This is a genomic window from Streptomyces sp. M2CJ-2 (genome assembly GCF_016757295.1).
Classification (GTDB): domain Bacteria; phylum Actinomycetota; class Actinomycetes; order Streptomycetales; family Streptomycetaceae; genus Streptomyces.
The window spans coordinates 147,941-165,706 of the sequence record NZ_JAESIF010000006.1; the positions used below are offsets into that span (position 1 = coordinate 147,941).

Sequence of the window (17,766 nt, forward strand, 5' to 3'; positions counted from 1 at the left end):
AGCACCTTTTTCGTGAGCGACCAGCCCCGTCGGCCCCGCAAGCCCGGCAAGCCCTACCGTCGGCCCAAGAAGGACCCCGTCCGCATCCTCGCCTTCGAGGCCCTGCGGGCCGTGGACGAGCGGGACGCCTACGCCAACCTCGTCCTGCCGCCGCTGTTGCGCAGGGCCCGTGAGGGCGGTGACTTCGACGCCCGGGACGCGGCGCTCGCCACCGAGCTGGTGTACGGGACGCTGCGCCGGCAGGGCACGTACGACGCGGTCGTCGCGGCCTGCGTCGACCGGCCGCTGCGGGAGGTGGACCCGCCCGTGCTGGACGTGCTCAGCCTGGGCGCGCACCAGCTGCTCGGGACCCGGATCCCCACGCATGCCGCGGTTTCCGCCTCCGTCGAGCTCGCGCGCGTGGTGCTCGGCGACGGGCGGGCGAAGTTCGTCAACGCCGTGCTGCGCAAGGTCGCGCAGCACGATCTCGACGGCTGGCTGGAGCGGGTCGCGCCGCCCTACGACGAGGACCCCGAGGACCATCTCGCCGTCGTGCACTCGCACCCGCGCTGGATCGTCTCCGCGCTGTGGGACTCCCTCGGCGGTGGCCGTGCCGGCATCGAGGAACTCCTGCGGGCGGACAACGAGCGGCCCGAGGTGACCCTGGTCGCCCGCCCCGGGCGCGCCACCCCCGAGGAACTGCTCGGCGAGGAGGCCGCCCTCCCGGGCCGCTGGTCGCCGTACGCGGTGCGGCTGAGCGAGGGCGGCGAGCCGGGCGCGATCCCGGCCGTGGCGGACGGCCGGGCCGGAGTGCAGGACGAGGGCAGTCAGCTCGTCGCGCTCGCCGTCGCCAACGCTCCGCTGGACGGGCCGGACCACAGGTGGCTGGACGGTTGCGCCGGCCCCGGTGGCAAGGCCGCGCTGCTCGCCGCGCTCGCCGCCGAGCGGGGCGCCGCCCTGCTGGCCTCCGAGAAGCAGCCGCACCGGGCCGGACTGGTCGCGAAGGCGCTGGCCGGGAACCCCGGGCCGTACCAGGTCGTCGCCGCCGACGGGACCCGGCCGCCGTGGCGGCCCGGCAGCTTCGACCGGGTGCTGGTGGATGTGCCGTGCACCGGGCTCGGCGCCCTGCGCCGCCGGCCCGAGGCGCGCTGGCGCCGCCGGCCGGACGACCTGGACGGCTTCGCCCCGCTGCAGCGCGGGCTGCTGCGCGGCGCCCTGGAAGCCGTACGGGTCGGCGGCGTCGTCGGCTACGCCACCTGCTCGCCGCACCTCGCCGAGACCCGGGCCGTGGTCGCCGACCTGCTCAAACAGTTCCCGGACACCGAGCTCCTCGACGCCCGGCCACTGCTGCCCGGAGTCCCGGAGCTGGGCGAGGGCCCCGACGTACAGCTGTGGCCGCATCTGCACGGAACCGATGCCATGTATCTGGCGCTCATCCGCCGGACCGGCTGACCCCGCCCCGAAGCGGCGGCCGGTCCGCACGCGACCGTATTGGTACCCGACCGATGCCGCCCTCCCCCGAAGGGCATGGCAGGCTTGGTGCATGGCCGCGCAGATCAACCCCAGTATTCTGTCCGCCGACTTCGCCCGCCTCGCGGACGAGGCGCGGGCGGTCGCGGGAGCCGACTGGCTCCACGTCGACGTCATGGACAACCACTTCGTCCCGAACCTCACGCTCGGTGTGCCGGTCGTGGAGTCGCTCGCCCGTGCGACGGACACTCCGCTGGACTGCCACCTGATGATCGAGGCCCCCGATCGCTGGGCGCCCCAGTACGTCGAGGCGGGGGCCGGTTCCGTCACCTTCCACGTAGAGGCGGCCGCCGCACCGGTGCGGCTGGCCCGCGAGATCCGGGCCAAGGGGGCGCGGGCCTCCATGGCGCTGAAGCCCGCGACCCCCATCGAGCCGTACGAGGACCTGCTCCCCGAGCTCGACATGCTGCTGATCATGACGGTCGAGCCGGGCTTCGGGGGCCAGGCCTTCCTCGACATCATGCTGCCGAAGATCCGCCGCACCCGTGAGCTGATCAGCAAGCACGGCCTGGAGCTCTGGCTGCAGGTCGACGGCGGGGTCTCGGCGTCCACCATCGAGCAGTGCGCCGACGCAGGCGCCGACGTCTTCGTCGCGGGATCCGCCGTGTACGGGGCGGCGGACCCGGCCGAGGCGGTCCGCGCACTGCGCCGCCAGGCCGAGGCCGCCACGAGCCAGGCGTCCTGGGCATGCGACCACTGAGCCACGAGAACATGAACGGCTTTCAGCAGGGCTGATCGACCGCGCCGGATCTGCGAGGATGAACGGCGAATCCAGAGTGTGAACAGCAGTGAGGAGAACGCCGTGTCGGGTATGTCGGCGGCGGGCCGTTCAGCCATGCGGATGGGACCCGCTGAGCTGGTGCAGGCGGCGGCCATGGCCCGCCGCTTCTACCTCGAGGGCAAGTCCAAGATCCAGATCGCCGAGGAGTTCGGCGTCAGCCGCTTCAAGGTGGCCCGGGTCCTGGAGACCGCCCTCGAACGGGATCTCGTACGCATCGAGATCCGTGTGCCCGCCGAGCTGGACGCGGAGCGCTCCGACGCGCTGCGTGCCCGCTACGGCCTGCGGCACGCCGTCGTGGTGGAGTCCCCGGCCGAGGCCGAGGAGACACCCGACCCCGAGAACCTCGGAGAGGTGGCAGCCGACCTGCTCGGTGAACTGGTCGACGAGGGTGACGTGCTGGGCCTGGCCTGGGGCCGGTCCACCATCCACATGGCGGCGGCCCTGGACCGGCTGCCGCCCTGCACGGTCGTGCAGCTGACGGGCGTGTACGACGCCGGGACCGCCGAGCGCGGCTCGGTGGAGGCCGTACGGCGGGCCGCACAGGTGTCGGGCGGCGACGCCCACCCCATCTACGCGCCGATGCTGCTGCCGGACGCGGCCACCGCTCAGGCGCTGCGCCACCAGACGGGCATCGCGCGGGCCTTCGAGTACTTCGACAAGGTCACGGTCGCCTGCGTCTCCATCGGATCGTGGGAGCCGGGCATCTCGACGGTGCACGACATGCTCTCGGACGAGGAGCGTGCGCACTACGCCTCGCTCGGTGTCGCCGCCGAGATGTCCGCCCATCTCTTCGACTCCGACGGACGCCGGGTCGGCCGCGACCTGGGCGAGCGGTGCATCACGGTCAAGGCCGACCAGCTCCGCCGGGTCCCCGAGGTCGTCGCGATCGCCGGCGGGCAGCGCAAGGGCCCCGCCATCGACGCGGTGCTGCGCTCCGGGCTCGTCACCAGCCTGGTGACGGACACCTCGGCCGCGGACTACCTGATGGCGGCGGGACCGGCCCCCAGGTCCGCCCTCAACCGCTCGGACCCCGACGGCCCCTGACCGACCCCGACGACGCGTGGGCCCGGGGCGGGAGTGGCAGCATGCGGGCGCATGGTGCCACGGCTCGTCCCCGTCTCCTTGCCTGCCTGCCTGCCTGCTCTGCGCACCCCGTCGCCCGTGCGCTCGGAGGTTCCTCCCAGTCCCTGACGGCGCGACCTGGACGATCCGACCGGGGAAGGCGTTCCGGCCGTCATGGGACAATGAAGTACGTGCTCTTCCCCCTGGCTGACCTGTCCGGGGGCCACCTCTGAACGACTGGGATGTGCAGCACGTGCGTTTCCTCAACGACATCGAGCCCCCGTACGACCTGACGTACGACGACGTCTTCATGGTGCCGAACCGGTCCGCCATCGGTTCCCGGCAGAGTGTGGACCTCAGCTCCCCGGACGGTACGGGCACCACCATCCCGCTCGTCGTCGCCAACATGACGGCCATCGCAGGCCGCCGCATGGCCGAGACGGTGGCCCGCCGGGGCGGTCTCGTGGTCATCCCGCAGGACATCCCGATCGAGGTCGTCACCGAGGTCGTCTCCTGGGTCAAGAGCCGCCACCTGGTCCTCGACACCCCCATCGTTCTCGCCCCGCACCAGACCGTCGCCGACGCGCTCGCCCTGCTGCCCAAGCGCGCGCACAACGCGGGCGTCGTCGTGGACGACGAGCACCGGCCGGTCGGCGTGGTCACCGACACCGACCTGTCCGGCGTGGACCGGTTCACGCAGCTCACCGAGGTCATGTCCCGCGACCTGCTGCTCGTCGACGCCGGCATGGACCCGCGCGAGGCCTTCAACACCCTGGACGGTGCCAACCGGCGCTACGCCCCCGCCGTCGACGAGGACGGCCGTCTCGCCGGCATCCTCACCCGCAAGGGCGCCCTGCGGGCCACCCTGTACACGCCGGCCACCGACGCGCAGGGCAGGCTGCGGATCGCCGCGGCCGTCGGCATCAACGGCGATGTCGCGGGCAAGGCCCAGCAGCTGCTGGAGGCGGGCGTCGACACGCTCGTCATCGACACGGCGCACGGGCACCAGGAGTCGATGATCAGCGCGCTGAAGCTGGTGCGCGACCTCGATCCGCAGGTCCCGGTCGCCGCGGGCAACGTCGTCGCCGCCGCGGGGGTGCGCGATCTGATCGAGGCCGGCGCGGACATCGTCAAGGTCGGTGTCGGCCCCGGCGCCATGTGCACCACCCGCATGATGACCGGCGTCGGCCGGCCGCAGTTCTCCGCGGTGCTGGAGTGCGCGGCGGAGGCGAGGAAGTACGGCAAGCACGTGTGGGCCGACGGCGGTGTCCGTCACCCGCGCGACGTCGCGATGGCGCTCGCGGCCGGTGCGTCCAACGTGATGGTCGGCTCCTGGTTCGCCGGGACCTACGAGTCCCCCGGGGACCTCCAGCACGACGCGGACGGCCGCCCCTACAAGGAGTCCTTCGGCATGGCCTCCGCACGCGCCGTGCGCAACCGCACCTCGGAGGAGTCGGCCTACGACCGGGCCCGCAAGTCGCTGTTCGAGGAGGGCATCTCCACCTCCCGCATGTTCCTCGACCCGGCCCGGCCCGGCGTCGAGGACCTGATCGACTCGGTCATCGCGGGCGTCCGCTCCTCCTGCACGTACGCGGGCGCCGGCTCCCTGGAGGAGTTCGCCGAGAAGGCCGTCGTCGGCGTCCAGAGCGCCGCCGGCTACGCCGAGGGCAAGCCGCTGCACGCCAGCTGGACCTGACCGCCCCCGGCCGGCCCGGCCGATTCCGTACCGGCCCGGCCCGCCATCCCGTTGTGGACCTCCCAGAAGCGAAGTGAACCGCCCGCAGTGCTGAACGATCTCGACGAACGCATCGTGCACGCCCTCGCCGAGGACGCCCGCCGCTCCTACGCGGACATCGGCGGGCTCGTCGGCCTGTCCGCGCCCGCGGTGAAGCGGCGCGTGGACCGGCTGCGCGCCACCGGCGCCATCACCGGTTTCACGGTACGGGTGGACCCCGCCGCCCTCGGCTGGGAGACCGAGGGGTTCGTCGAGATCTACTGCCGCGGCAACACCTCCCCGGAGACCATCCAGCGGGGCCTGGAGCGCTACCAGGAGGTCGTGTCCGCCTCCACCGTCACCGGGGAGGCGGATGCGGTCGCCCAGGTCTTCGCCGCCGACATGCGGCACTTCGAACGGGTCCTGGAACGGATCGCGGGGGAGCCGTTCGTCGAGCGGACCAAGTCCGTGCTGGTGCTGTCACCGCTGCTGCGCCGCTTCTCGTCGGGGTCGCCCACCTAGGCGAGAACCCCGGCTGCGTCTTCGAGGCGGACGCCGACCGGAACGCGGCCCGGGACATCCCGCACCGGTACCGGATCGGCCATGTGGCGGTCCCGGCCGCCCGGCAGCGGCTCAGGCGCGGCGGAGACGTGCTGCTGCCACCTCGGCCCTCCGTCCCGGAGCCGTGACCGTCCGGCCGGACACGTCGGCCGGACACGGAAATGACGGACCGCATCCGGCTCAGGCGTCTACCATCGGGTCATGACCTGGCGACATTGATCCACCCGTCGTGCCTCCCGTGGGCCGCCCCGGGCGCCGTACGTCCTCCACGTCCGGTGTCCGAACCGCCCTTACGGGAAGGCCTCATGACTCTCACGCCCACGCGTGCGCCCGACCCCCGCGTCCGACGGCTGACGACCACGCTGTACGGCTACGCGTTCCTCGAAGACTTCGTGCTGCTCTACCCGGTGTACGCGCTGCTGTTCAGCGACACCGGTCTGACGGTCTGGCAGATCTCCTCCCTGTTCGCCCTCTGGTCGGTCACCGGTGTCCTGCTGGAGGTCCCCTCCGGTGTCTGGGCGGACGCCGTGTCCCGGCGCCTGCTGCTGTGGCTCGGTCCGCTGCTCACCGCCGCCGGCTTCGCCCTGTGGACACTGCTGCCCTCCTACGGCGCCTTCGCGGCCGGCTTCGTGCTGTGGGGCGCCGGCGGAGCGCTCGCGTCCGGTGCGCTGGAGGCCCTGGTCTACGACGAACTGGAGCGGCTCGACGCGGCCGACCGCTACGCCCGCGTCATGGGCCGCGCCCGCGCGGCGGGACTGGCCGCCGTGATGGCGGCCATGGGGCTCGCCGGTCCGGTGCTGGCCTGGGGCGGCCACACCGCCGTCGGCGCCGCCAGCGTCCTGGGGTGCGTGCTGACCGCGGTCACGGCCCTCCGGTTCCCGGAGCACCGCCGCCCGGCGACCGGGCACGAGGGCTGGACCGCGACTCTGCGCGCCGGGCTCGCCGAGGCCCGCACCGACCGGTCGGTGCGCGGCGCGCTGCTGCTGGTACCGGCCGTGGGCGCCGTCTGGGGCGCCCTCGACGAGTACACGCCGCTGCTGGTGCGGGACACCGGCGTCGCGGACGAGACGGTCCCCTGGCTGCTCCTGCTGATCTGGGCCGGTGCCACCGCCGGAAGCCTGCTGGCCGGGGAGGGCGAACGCCTCGGCACGACCGGACTCGCGAGCCTGCTCGCGGGCTCCGGGCTGGCCCTGGCCGTCGGCTCCGCCGCGGGCACGACGGCCGGGCTCGTGTTCGTCGCCCTTGCCTTCGGCGGCTTCCAGGCGGCGACCGTACTGGCCGACGCGCGCCTCCAGCGGCGGATCGCGGACACCGGGCGGGCCACCCTGACCTCGGTCGCGGGACTGGGCACCGAGCTGGCCACGGTCGCGGTGTTCGGCGGCTACGCGGTGATCGCCTCACACGGCGGACACAGCACGGCCTTCGCCGTGTTCGCGCTGCCGTATCTGGTGACAGCGTTGCTCCTGATGCTCATGAGGCCATTGCGCTCGCCGCGCGGCGTCCCGTAGGCCGTGCGCCTCGCCGCCGGCCGGTGACACCGGCCGGCGGCCGCTTCGTCCGCCCGGTCACCCGGGCGTCCTGGGGGAGAGGAGCGCCACCTCATCGGGCCGGCCCACCAGGGTCCGCGTCCGCGTCGTCGCGCTCGCGTTCGCTCCGGCGCTCGCCCCGCCCACGCGGCGGCCCCGGGTGCTTCGCACGGCGGTCCACGGCGGTCTTCACGCAGGTGGAACGGACGGGCAGGACGGCCCCCGGCGTCGCCTCCACCTCCCCGACACGGGCGCCGAACCGGGGGCGTGCAACGAATCGCCGCCGGCCCCGCGACGGACGCAACAGTTCGCTCATGGGCGCGCAACGGCTCCTTCTTGTCCGGCCGAGCCGACCGGACGTAGCGTCTGTGCGACCCCCGAAACCCCGCGTACCGATGAGGAAAACGCATGCGCACCGCCCTGCTCCAGAGCTCCGGCCGGCCCGGATCCGTCGCCGAGAACCTCAAGGTCCTCGACGAGGCCGCGGACCGCGCCGCCGCGGCCGGCGCCGGGCTGCTCGTGACCTCGGAGCTGTTCCTGACGGGGTACGCCATAGGCGACGACATCACGGTGCTCGCCGAGCCCGCCGACGGCGACGCGGCCGACGCGATCGCACGGACGGCCGCCCGGCACGGACTCGCCATCGCCTACAGCTACCCGGAACGCACCGACGACACGGTCCACAACTCCGTCCAGCTCGTCTCCGCCGACGGCACCCGCCTCGCGAACTACCGCAAGACCCACCTCTTCGGCGGCTTCGAGCACGAGCACTTCACCCCGGGCGACCAGCCGGTCGTCCAGGCCGAGCTCGACGGCCTCACCGTCGGCCTGCTGATCTGCTACGACGTAGAGTTCCCGGAGAACGCGCGCGCCCACGCCCTGGCGGGCACCGACCTCCTCCTGGTGCCCACGGCGCTGATGCACCCGTTCCAGTTCGTCGCCGAATCCGTCGTGCCGGTGCGGGCGTTCGAGAACCAGATGTACATCGCGTACGTCAACCGGGTCGGCCAGGAGGGCGAGTTGGAGTTCGCGGGACTGTCCACCCTCGCCGGACCGGACGGAGTCGCCCGCACCCGGGCGGGCCGCGGCGAGGAACTCGTCCTCGCCGACGTGGACCCCGCCCTCCTCGCCGCCTCCCGTGAGAACAACCCGTATCTGCGGGACCGCCGCCCCGGCCTGTACGGGCCCCGCGGCTGAACCCCGCTTCCCCCGACCCCTCGAAGACCGTTCGCGCAAGGAGTCCGCACCCCATGACGTCCACGGTGCCCAACGCCGTCGAGCACGCCGACGAGCAGCAGCCGCCGATCACCATGTTCGGCCCGGACTTCCCTTACGCGTACGACGACTTCCTCGCCCACCCCGCGGGCCTCGGCCAGATCCCCGCGACCGAGCACGGCACCGAGGTCGCGGTCGTCGGCGGCGGCCTGTCCGGGATCATCGCCGCCTACGAGTTGATGAAGATGGGCCTCAAGCCCGTCGTGTACGAGGCCGACCGGATCGGCGGCCGGCTGCGCACCGTCGGCTTCGAGGGCTGCGACCCCTCGCTCACCGCCGAGATGGGCGCGATGCGCTTCCCGCCGTCCTCCACCGCCCTCCAGCACTACATCGACCTGGTGGGACTCGAGACCCGTCCCTTCCCCAACCCCCTTGCCGAGGTGACGCCTTCGACCGTCGTCGACCTCAAGGGCGAGTCGCACTACGCCGAGACGCTCGACGACCTGCCGCAGGTCTACCGGGACGTGGCGGACGCCTGGAACCGCTGTCTGGAGGAGGGCGCCGACTTCTCCGACATGAACCGCGCCCTGCGCGAACGGGACGTTCCGCGCATCCGCGAGATCTGGTCGCGGCTGGTGGAGAAGCTCGACAACCAGACCTTCTACGGTTTCCTCTGCGACTCCGAGGCCTTCAGGTCCTTCCGGCACCGCGAGATCTTCGGCCAGGTCGGCTTCGGCACCGGCGGCTGGGACACCGACTTCCCCAACTCCATCCTGGAGATCCTGCGGGTCGTCTACACCGAGGCCGACGACCACCACCGCGGCATCGTCGGCGGCTCCCAGCAACTGCCGCTGCGCCTGTGGGAGCGAGAGCCGGAGAAGATCGTCCACTGGCCGTACGGCACCTCGCTGAAGTCCCTGCACACCGACGGCGAGCCCCGCCCGGCGGTGACACGGCTGCACCGCACCGCCGGCCGGCACATCACGGTGACGGACGCGAACGGGGACATCCGCACCTACCGGGCGGCCGTCTTCACCGCCCAGTCCTGGATGCTGCTCTCCAAGATCGCCTGCGACGAATCGCTCTTCCCCATCGACCACTGGACCGCCATCGAGCGCACCCACTACATGGAGAGCTCCAAGCTCTTCGTGCCCGTGGACCGGCCCTTCTGGCTGGACGAGGCCGTCGACGAGAACGGGAACCCGACGGGGCGGAACGTCATGTCGATGACGCTCACCGACCGGATGACCCGCGGCACCTACCTGCTCGACGACGGTCCGGACCGGCCCGCCGTCATCTGCCTCTCGTACACCTGGTGCGACGACAGCCTGAAGTGGCTGCCGCTGTCGCCGAACGAGCGGATGGAGGTCATGCTGAAGTCGCTGGGCGAGATCTACCCGACGGTCGACATCAGGAAGCACATCATCGGCAACCCGGTGACCGTCTCCTGGGAGAACGAGCCCTACTTCATGGGTGCCTTCAAGGCCAACCTGCCCGGCCACTACCGCTATCAGCGGCGCCTGTTCACGCACTTCATGCAGGACCGGCTGCCCGAGGACAAGCGGGGAGTCTTCCTGGCCGGCGACGACATCTCCTGGACGGCCGGCTGGGCCGAGGGTGCCGTCCAGACCGCGCTGAACGCGGTCTGGGGCGTCATGCACCACTTCGGTGGAGCGACCGACGCGACCAACCCCGGTCCCGGTGACGTCTACGACGAGATCGCGCCGGTGGAACTCTCCGACGACTGAGCCCCCGGCGCCCCCGGAACCCCTCGGCCTCCGGAGCCCGCCCGGCTCGCGGCCGCCGGACCGCCCGGGTCAGTCGGGCAGGGGCGTGAGCAGCATGCGTCCGGCGAAGCCGACCGCCATGTCCAGCCGCGCGGCGAACTCCTCGGCGACGTCCGGCAGTCCGCGCAGCGCCCACAGCGCGCGGGCCGCCGTCCAAGCGGCGTCCCGGGCGCGGTCCAGGCTCCACGAAGCGAGCAGATGGGTCATCGGGTCGGCGAGCTGGAGCAGGTCGGGGCCCGGCATCAGGTCCTCGCGGATGCGCTCCTCCAGTGTGACCAGGAGGTCGCCCACATGGTCGAACTCGTCCTCCACACGGGCGGGTTCGCAGTCGAGCGTACGGCAGGTGTCCACGACGGCGAGCGCCAGGTCGTGGCCGATGTGCGCGTTGATGCCCGCCAGCGCGAACTGCAGCGGACGTACGCCCGGATGGTGGCGGAACTGGAACAGCGGGCGCCAGCAGGCCGGTGGGCGGCGGCCCTCGGACACCGCCTCGACGGCGGCCAGATAGCGCTCGGCGAACAGCACGTCCAGGGTGACCGCCGCCCGTGTGTCCGTCGGCAGACCGGCGTCGATGCGCCGGTCCACCTCCGTCGTCACCGCGAGGTAGACACGGTTGAAGACAGCGATCCCGTCCCGGCGGGGCAGGGCGGAGTCGAGGGCGCGCATCCGGGAGACGACCGCGTCTACGGGGGTGCAGACTTGACGGACTTGTTCGCATTGCGCCATGAGCGCAGAGTCGCACCTTTAGTGTGGTGCCGGTGGCGGCGGGCCCGACGTTTCCCCGGATCGGGGGAACGCGCCCGTCGTGGGGGAGGGGGAGCAGCACAGTGTCAGGCACGCGTGCCCAACGCCTGGCTGCCCGGCGGTCCGCGCGCAGAGGCGTGGCCCGGCGCGCCGCTATGGTCACGGCCGCCTCCCTGGTGGTCGCGGTCGGCACCGCGACCGGGGTGGTCTCTTCGGTGGATGACGGACGCGCCTCGGACGAGGCACGGCCCGCGGCGACCGCGTCGCCGCGGCTGGAAGCACTGCCCGTCGTGCAGTCGGCGTCCCCGTCGCCCGAGGCGCCGTCCCCCTCCGCGTCGGCCTCTCCCGAGCCCCGTGCGAGGAAGACGAGTGCCACGCCGTCCGCGTCGCCCAGCGCGCGGGAGCCGCGGTCGGCCCCGGTGCCCTCCCGGCTCTACCGCCACCCTGAGTCCCAGGTCCTGGACTGGGTGCGGGCCCACCCCGGCGATCCGCGCCGCGCGGTCATAGAGTCCCGCATCGGTGACCGGCCGGCGGCCGTGTGGTTCGCCGACCACTCACCGGACACGGTCACCGCGCGGGTGCGCGCGATCACCTCGGCCGGCGCCGCGCGGGGCCGGGTGCCCGTCCTCGTGCCGTACACGATCCCCGACCGCGACTGCGGCGGGCACTCCCGGGGCGGGGCACCCGATCCGGCCGCCTACGACGGCTGGATCGACCGGTTCGCCGCCGGGCTGGGGTCCGGCGAGGTCATCGTGATCCTGGAGCCGGACTCCCTCGCCCAGGTCGAATGCCTCTCCGCGGGGCAGCGCGCCGACCGCTTCGCCTCACTGGCCCGCGCCGGACGGGTGCTGAAAAAGGCCAACCCCCGGGCACGCGTCTACTACGACGCCGGACACTCCGGCTGGAACGCGCCCGCGCGCCAGGCCGACTGGCTGCGGCAGGCCGGGGCCGCGTCGGCGGCCTCCTCCGACGGCGTCTTCAGCAACGTCTCCAACTTCCACGACACGGCCGACGAGATCGCCCACAACCGGCAGGTGCTCGACGCGCTCGGCGGCCCGCCCGGCCTGGGCGCGGTGATCGACACCAGCCGCAACGGCAACGGCGCCCCGGCCGACGGCGAATGGTGCGACCCCGCGGGCCGCAAGCTCGGCCGGACCCCGACGCTCAGCACCGGCGAGGCCGGGATCGACGCCTACCTCTGGGTGAAACTGCCGGGGGAGTCGGACGGCTGCAAGGGCGCGCCGGGCACCTTCACCCCGTCGTACGCCTACGACTTGGCGCGCTGAGTGCTCCCGCCGTCCGCCTCGCCCCCGCCGTTCTCGCCCCCGTTCTCGTCGTAGGCCGAGGTGCCGGCGTCGAGCAGCGGCGGCTGGGTCTTGAGGTGTGCCGGGGCGAAGGCGCGCAGCGCGTGGTACCCGGTGATGACGACGAGGGTGCCGAGCGCGATGCCGCTGAGCGAGAAGGTGTCGGTGAACTCCATGGTGACGTTGCCGACGCCGATGATGATGCCCGCGGCGGCCGGCACCAGGTTCAGCGGATTGCGCAGGTCCACCTTGGCGTTGATCCAGATCTGGGCGCCGAGCAGGCCGATCATGCCGTACAGGATGACGGTGATCCCGCCGAGCACACCCCCGGGGATCGCGGCCACGACCGCGCCGAACTTCGGGCAGAGGCCGAACAGCAGGGCGAAGCACGCGGCGGCCCAGTACGCGGCGGTCGAGTAGACACGGGTCGCCGCCATCACGCCGATGTTCTCGGAGTAGGTGGTGTTGGGCGGGCCGCCGACGGCGGTGGACAGCATGGAGCCGACGCCGTCGGCGGAGATGGCCGTGCCCAGCTTGTCGTCGAGGTTGTCGCCGGTCATCTCGCCGACGGCCTTGACGTGCCCGGCGTTCTCGGCGATCAGCGCGATGACGACCGGCAGGGCGACCAGGATCGCCGACCACTCGAAGGACGGGCCGTGCAGGTTCGGCAGACCGATCCAGTCGGCCTGACCCACGCCGGACAGGTCCAGGCGCCAGTGGTCGGTGACCTTGCCGCTCGCGTCCGCGGAGTGGATCCGGCCGAAGAGCAGGTCGAGGACCCAGGAGAGCGCGTACCCGAAGACCAGCCCGAGGAAGATCGCGATACGGGACCAGAAGCCCCGCAGGCACACCACCGCCAGGCCGGTGAACAGCATCACGGACAGGGCGGTCCACTGGTCCTGCGGCCAGTACGTGGCGGCGGTCACCGGCGCCAGGTTGAAGCCGATCAGCATCACCACCGCGCCGGTGACGATCGGCGGCATCGTGGCGTGGATGATCCGCGCCCCGAAACGCCGCACCGCGAGCCCCACCAGGAACAGCGCGGCCCCGACCACGAACACCGCGCCGGTCACGGTGGCGCTCGACCCGCCCTGGGCCCGGATGACCGCGGCGACGCCGACGAAGGAGAGCGAGCAGCCCAGATAGCTGGGTACCCGGCCGCGTGTGGCCAGCAGGAAGACGATGGTCGCGACGCCCGACATCATGATCGCGAGGTTGGGGTCCAGGCCCATCAGTACCGGAGCGACGAAGGACGCCCCGAACATCGCCACGACGTGCTGGGCGCCGAGCCCCGCGGTACGGGGCCAGGAGAGCCGTTCGTCGGGACGGACCACCGCGCCGGGAGCCGGGGTGCGTCCGTCTCCGTGCAGTGTCCAGCGGACGCCGAGATCCATGGGCTGTCGCTTTCGTCGTTCGTGCAGCGTGTCCGGACCATTGTCGGGGCTGAGCAGGTGTGCTTCGTACACCTGGACGGACGTGCTCCGGCTGCCTGAGCGTCTGCTTAGGATGAGGGCACGCCGTTGGTTCGTGTAGGCGGCACTCATCCCGTACGCACCAGGAGTTCCGCCCGTGACCGCCGAAGCCCCGACCGCCCCCGCCCTGTCGTACGGCCGGCTGGTCCCCGTGACCGTCCACTTCGACGACCTCGACGCGCTGGGGCTGCTGCACAACGCGCGCTATCCGCTGATGGTCGAGCGGGCCTGGGCCGAACTGTGGGAGCAACACGGCATCCGCTTCGAGGGCGACTGGACGGCGGCCGGCGACGCCTGCAACGCGGTCAAGGAACTGCGGATCAGCTACGAGGCCCCGGTGACCCGGACCGGCGCGTACGCCGTCCACCTGTGGCTGGAACGGCTGGGGACGACCGGGCTGACCTACGGTTTCCGCTTCTGCTCGCGGGACGGGGCGGTGAGCTACGCACGGGGGAGCCGGGTGCTGGTACGGCTGGACGCGGAAACCCTGCGCCCGGCGCCCTGGAGCGAGACGTTCAGGGCCGCGGGCCGGGAACTGCTGCGTCCGGGCGGATGACCTTCACGCGGTCCCCGGAGCGCAGCACGCCCGCGAGGCCGGCCAGACCGCACGACAACACCGTGACCAGGACGAACGACACCATCAGACTGGTCGCCTGGGCCAGCAGGCCGATCGCGCTCGGAGCGATCAGGCCCGAGGTGTACGTGATGGTCGCGACGCCCGCGATGGCGAGGCTCGGGTTGCCGCCACTGCGGCCCGCCGCGGCGAAGCACAGCGGCACCACCACCGCGATGCCGAGCCCCATCAGCGCGAAGCCGGCCATCGCCGCCGCGGGGTGCTGCGCGAGCACGATCAGCAGTCCGCCGGTGACGGCGACGACACCGCTCGTGCGCACCGTGCGCACCGCGCCGTAACGGTCCACCACCCGGTCCCCGGCGAGCCGGACGAGCGCCATGGTGAGCGTGAACCCGGTGGTGCAGGCCGCGGCGAGCCCCGCCGAGGCCTCCAACTGGTCACGCAGATAGACCGCCGACCAGTCGAGGCTCGCGCCCTCCGCGAAGACCGCGCAGAAGCCGATGGCGCCGATCAGCAGCGCGGAGCGGGGCGGCAGCGCGAACCTCGGCGGCGGCTCCTCGTCCTCGGCGGGCTGCAGATCGAGCACGTGGCCCGCGGCGGCGACGCCCACCACCGTCAGGACACCGGCCGCGAGCGTGTGGTGCAGCCGGGCGTCCGTGCCGAGGTGCGCGGCGAGTGTGCCGGCCGCCGAGCCGATCAGGGCACCGACGCTCCACATGCCGTGCAACCCGGACATGATCGACCGCTCGAGCCGGTTCTCCACCTCCACCCCCAGGGCGTTCATCGCCACGTCGGACATGCCGGCCGTGGCGCCGTAGACGAACAGGACCAGGCAGAGCGTCAGCAGGTTCGGGGCGACCGACGGCAGGACCAGCGCGAGCGTCCACAGGGAGATCAGTCCACGCAGCGCGGTACGGGCGCCGAAGCGGTGGCTGACCCGCCCCGCCAGCGGCATCGCGAGGGACGCGCCGATCGCGGGGAAGGCGAGCGCGAGCCCCAACTGCCCCGGGCTCACACCGGCATGGTCCTGGATCCAGGGCACGCGCGTGGCGAACGAGCCGGTCACGGCGCCGTGCACGGCGAACACGGCGCCCACGGCGTACCGCGCCCTCCGTACCTCGCGCTGCCCGTACACCTCTGCGGTCATGGTCCCGCCCCTCCGGTCGCCAGTGGCCCTCATGCGCCGCCGTAAACTATCAGGAAGGGTGCCTGATGAATAAGGGAATTTTCGCCGGTCTCCCGGGCCCCGTGCCGATCCGGTCCCGCCGTTCACCGCCCGCCGACCACGGGCCGCCGATCTGGAAGGATCACGCCATGGCCGCATCCCCCAGCACCGCCAGAGCCATCAACGACCGGAACGCCCTGCGGCTGCTCCAGCAGGAAGGCCCGCTGACGGCAGGGCGGTTGAAGCAGCTGACCGGCCTGTCCCGGCCGACCGTCGCCGACCTCGTCGAGCGGCTGACCGCGGCCGGGCTGATCACGGTGGTCGGGGAGGCCGGGGAGCGGCGGCGCGGGCCGAACGCGAAGGTGTACGGGATCGTCGCCGACCGGGCGCAGCTGGCGGCGCTCGACGTGCGCACCGAGGGTGTCGCCGTGGTCGTGTCCGACCTCGTCGGTGCGGTTCTGGCCGAGGCCTGGGTGCCGATCGCGGTGGACGCCGGGACCGTTCCGGCCGTGGAGCGGGCGGTGGCGCTGGTCGAGCGGACGGTGAAGGAGGCGGGCGCCGGCCGACTGCACACCGTCGGCATCGGTGCCCCCGGGCTGATCGACCCCGCGAGCGGCGAACTGCGGGTGTCCAAGGGGCTGCCGGAATGGCACCGCCTGCTGGTGGCCGCGCTCCAGGGGCGGCTGCCCGAGGCACGCGTCAGCCTCGAGAACGAGACCAACCTCGCCGCCCTGGCCGAGCAGCGCGACGGCGCCGCCCAGGACCGCGACACCTTCGTCCTGCTCTGGCTGGGCCGCGGCACCGGTGCGGCCGTGATCCTGGACGGCTCCCTGCGCCGGGGCGCCTCCGGCGGCACGGGCGAGATCGGCTTCCTGCCGGTCCCGGGCACCTCCGGTCTGCCGTCGGCCGCCGACTGCGGCGGCGGCTTCCACTCCCTCGCTTCCGCGGCGGCGATCGCGGAACTGGCGGGGGAGCACGGGGTCGTGGCCGAGCCGGACACGGAACCGGTGGCGGCGGGGGCGGTACGGGCGGCCGCCGCAAGGGCACGCGAGGAGCCGGCCTCGGCGGACGCGCGCTTCCTCGACGCCCTCGCGGACCGCGTCGCCGTGGGGGTCGCGGCGGTGGCGGCGCTGCTGGATCCCGGATGCGTGGTGCTCGGCGGGGAGATCGGCCAGGCCGGCGGTACGGAACTCGCCGCCCGCGTACAGGACCGGACGGCCCGGATGTCACCGCTGTCCACCGAGGTGCGCGCGAGCCTCCTGGGCGGCGGCGCGGTGCTGCGCGGTGCCCTCCTGACGGCCCGGGACCGCGCCCAGGACGAGCTCTTCGGGCCGTCCGCCGCACCTTGACGCCGGGCGCCCGCCGCGGCCCCTCCGGCTCGCGCGCCTACTTGCCGACGCGTCCACGCCCCGCCCGTGCCGCCAGGAACTCCTCGAAGGTGCCCTTGCCCACCGCGCGCTCCGGGGCGAGGTGGCCGCCGGCGCGGAAGGCGCGGTAGGCGGCGCCCCGGAGCGGAACCCCGACCACCGCGCGGCGTCGCCCCGTCGCCCGGAGGTAGGAGCGCGCCAGGGAGTCGAACGTCCTCACCTCCGGACCGCCCATGTCCTCGACGCGCCCCGCGGGCCCGCCCCGGGACAGCTCGGCCAGGCGGTCCGCTACCTCGGTCACGTCGATCGGCTGGTCCTTCACACGGGACGGCAGCAGCAGCACCGGGAGCCTGCCCAGCCCTTCGAACACCGTGAGCAGCAGGTCGTGGAACTGGGTCGTGCGCAGTACGGTCCAGCCGATCCCCGACTCCTCGATCAGCCGTTCCACCGCGAACTTGGTCCGGTAGTAGCCGAACGGCACCCGGTCGACACCGACGATCGAGATGTACACGAGGTGCCCCACCCCGGCCCGCCGCGCCGCCGCGAGAAGGTTCTTCGCCGCCTGCTCGTCTCCGCCGCGTGGTGTGGTCGCACAGTGGACGACCGTGTCCACCCCCGTGACGGCCTCGTCCAGCGTGCTGCCGCCCCGGCGCAGGTCGACGGCGTACGGACGGGAGTGCCGGCTGAGTACCCGCACCTCGTGCCCGTCCGTCCGCAACCGATCGGTGAGATGCCGGCCGAGGGCTCCGGTACCGCCGGTCACCAGGATCGTGGTCATGCTGCTCAGCCCCTTGGGAGATACGGGAACTCCCCGCTGGAGCGCCCTCGTCCACAGGGACGGATCGGCGGCCCCGAATGTGACACGGGATCACGGGTGATCCCGGCGGACGGCATGGTGAGGCCCGGCGGCGGGCAAGGGCCGTCGTCACCGCCGCCGGGCCGGTCTGTGCGGAGGCCGCATCAGACGCTAAGAGGACTAGACCAC

The 17,766-nt window shown here is 72.9% G+C and carries 15 protein-coding genes; 11 read left to right on the forward strand and 4 right to left on the reverse strand.

Going from position 1 to position 17,766, the window contains the following annotated elements:
- Nucleotides 1-12 precede the first annotated feature (12 nt).
- From JL475_RS08390 to JL475_RS08425, 8 genes are all read left to right on the forward strand, one after another.
- The gene (locus JL475_RS08390) at nt 13-1,431 is read left to right on the forward strand and encodes an RsmB/NOP family class I SAM-dependent RNA methyltransferase (RefSeq protein ID WP_202276795.1); all 1,419 of its coding nucleotides are present in this window, start codon (nt 13-15) and stop codon (nt 1,429-1,431) included.
- A 91-nt stretch (nt 1,432-1,522) separates the two neighbouring features.
- A complete protein-coding gene (gene rpe, locus JL475_RS08395; protein WP_202276796.1) occupies nt 1,523-2,209 on the forward strand; it encodes a ribulose-phosphate 3-epimerase in 687 nt (228 codons plus the stop codon).
- A gap of 78 nt (nt 2,210-2,287) precedes the next feature.
- Entirely contained in the window at nt 2,288-3,334 is a 1,047-nt protein-coding gene (locus tag JL475_RS08400; RefSeq protein WP_109379439.1) for a sugar-binding transcriptional regulator, read from the forward strand.
- A 271-nt stretch (nt 3,335-3,605) separates the two neighbouring features.
- Nucleotides 3,606-5,048 (forward strand): GuaB1 family IMP dehydrogenase-related protein, encoded by a 1,443-nt coding sequence (locus JL475_RS08405; protein ID WP_202276850.1) that lies wholly within the window; start codon nt 3,606-3,608, stop codon nt 5,046-5,048.
- A gap of 87 nt (nt 5,049-5,135) precedes the next feature.
- Nucleotides 5,136-5,588, forward strand: coding sequence for an Lrp/AsnC family transcriptional regulator (locus tag JL475_RS08410; protein ID WP_202276797.1), 453 nt, complete (start codon nt 5,136-5,138; stop codon nt 5,586-5,588).
- Nucleotides 5,589-5,932: 344 nt separating this feature from the next.
- The gene (locus JL475_RS08415) at nt 5,933-7,135 is read left to right on the forward strand and encodes an MFS transporter (RefSeq protein ID WP_202276798.1); all 1,203 of its coding nucleotides are present in this window, start codon (nt 5,933-5,935) and stop codon (nt 7,133-7,135) included.
- Nucleotides 7,136-7,561: 426 nt separating this feature from the next.
- Nucleotides 7,562-8,350 (forward strand): carbon-nitrogen hydrolase family protein, encoded by a 789-nt coding sequence (locus JL475_RS08420; protein WP_202276799.1) that lies wholly within the window; start codon nt 7,562-7,564, stop codon nt 8,348-8,350.
- Nucleotides 8,351-8,403: 53 nt separating this feature from the next.
- Complete coding sequence (locus JL475_RS08425; protein WP_202276800.1) at nt 8,404-10,116, forward strand: NAD(P)/FAD-dependent oxidoreductase; 1,713 nt, start codon at nt 8,404-8,406, stop codon at nt 10,114-10,116.
- A 69-nt stretch (nt 10,117-10,185) separates the two neighbouring features.
- Here the strand turns inward: JL475_RS08425 and JL475_RS08430 are convergent, their stop codons facing one another.
- Complete coding sequence (locus tag JL475_RS08430) at nt 10,186-10,881, reverse strand: DUF5995 family protein (RefSeq protein ID WP_202276801.1); 696 nt, start codon at nt 10,879-10,881, stop codon at nt 10,186-10,188.
- A gap of 173 nt (nt 10,882-11,054) precedes the next feature.
- Here JL475_RS08430 and JL475_RS08435 point away from each other — a divergent pair, with 173 nt between their 5' ends.
- Nucleotides 11,055-12,185: a glycoside hydrolase family 6 protein gene (locus JL475_RS08435; RefSeq protein ID WP_202276851.1), complete on the forward strand. Its 1,131-nt coding sequence runs from the start codon at nt 11,055-11,057 to the stop codon at nt 12,183-12,185.
- Here the strand turns inward: JL475_RS08435 and JL475_RS08440 are convergent.
- Nucleotides 12,167-13,597 (reverse strand): uracil-xanthine permease family protein, encoded by a 1,431-nt coding sequence (locus tag JL475_RS08440; RefSeq protein WP_202276802.1) that lies wholly within the window; start codon nt 13,595-13,597, stop codon nt 12,167-12,169. The genes JL475_RS08435 and JL475_RS08440 overlap by 19 nt on opposite strands.
- Before the next feature lie 175 nt (nt 13,598-13,772).
- On the opposite strand from JL475_RS08440, the gene JL475_RS08445 reads away from it, so the two are divergent.
- On the forward strand, nt 13,773-14,231 hold the full coding sequence (locus tag JL475_RS08445; protein WP_202276803.1) for a thioesterase family protein: 459 nt from the start codon (nt 13,773-13,775) through the stop codon (nt 14,229-14,231).
- Here the strand turns inward: JL475_RS08445 and JL475_RS08450 are convergent.
- The gene (locus JL475_RS08450) at nt 14,191-15,396 is read right to left on the reverse strand and encodes an MFS transporter (protein ID WP_202276804.1); all 1,206 of its coding nucleotides are present in this window, start codon (nt 15,394-15,396) and stop codon (nt 14,191-14,193) included. The genes JL475_RS08445 and JL475_RS08450 overlap by 41 nt on opposite strands.
- Before the next feature lie 167 nt (nt 15,397-15,563).
- On the opposite strand from JL475_RS08450, the gene JL475_RS08455 reads away from it, so the two are divergent.
- Nucleotides 15,564-16,763 (forward strand): ROK family transcriptional regulator, encoded by a 1,200-nt coding sequence (locus JL475_RS08455; protein WP_202276805.1) that lies wholly within the window; start codon nt 15,564-15,566, stop codon nt 16,761-16,763.
- A gap of 37 nt (nt 16,764-16,800) precedes the next feature.
- Here JL475_RS08455 and JL475_RS08460 read toward each other — a convergent pair whose 3' ends face one another.
- Complete coding sequence (locus JL475_RS08460; RefSeq protein WP_202276806.1) at nt 16,801-17,559, reverse strand: SDR family oxidoreductase; 759 nt, start codon at nt 17,557-17,559, stop codon at nt 16,801-16,803.
- Between the last annotated feature and the right edge of the window lie 207 nt (nt 17,560-17,766).

Coding starts and splice junctions, on each gene's coding strand:
- rpe (WP_202276796.1), top strand. CDS start 1,523: ATGGCCGCGCAGATCAACCCCAGTATTCTGTCCGCCGACTTCGCCCGC.
- JL475_RS08415 (WP_202276798.1), top strand. CDS start 5,933: ATGACTCTCACGCCCACGCGTGCGCCCGACCCCCGCGTCCGACGGCTG.
- JL475_RS08420 (WP_202276799.1), top strand. CDS start 7,562: ATGCGCACCGCCCTGCTCCAGAGCTCCGGCCGGCCCGGATCCGTCGCC.
- JL475_RS08425 (WP_202276800.1), top strand. CDS start 8,404: ATGACGTCCACGGTGCCCAACGCCGTCGAGCACGCCGACGAGCAGCAG.
- JL475_RS08430 (WP_202276801.1), bottom strand. CDS start 10,881: ATGGCGCAATGCGAACAAGTCCGTCAAGTCTGCACCCCCGTAGACGCG.
- JL475_RS08435 (WP_202276851.1), top strand. CDS start 11,055: ATGGTCACGGCCGCCTCCCTGGTGGTCGCGGTCGGCACCGCGACCGGG.
- JL475_RS08440 (WP_202276802.1), bottom strand. CDS start 13,597: ATGGATCTCGGCGTCCGCTGGACACTGCACGGAGACGGACGCACCCCG.
- JL475_RS08450 (WP_202276804.1), bottom strand. CDS start 15,396: ATGACCGCAGAGGTGTACGGGCAGCGCGAGGTACGGAGGGCGCGGTAC.
- JL475_RS08455 (WP_202276805.1), top strand. CDS start 15,564: ATGGCCGCATCCCCCAGCACCGCCAGAGCCATCAACGACCGGAACGCC.
- JL475_RS08460 (WP_202276806.1), bottom strand. CDS start 17,559: ATGACCACGATCCTGGTGACCGGCGGTACCGGAGCCCTCGGCCGGCAT.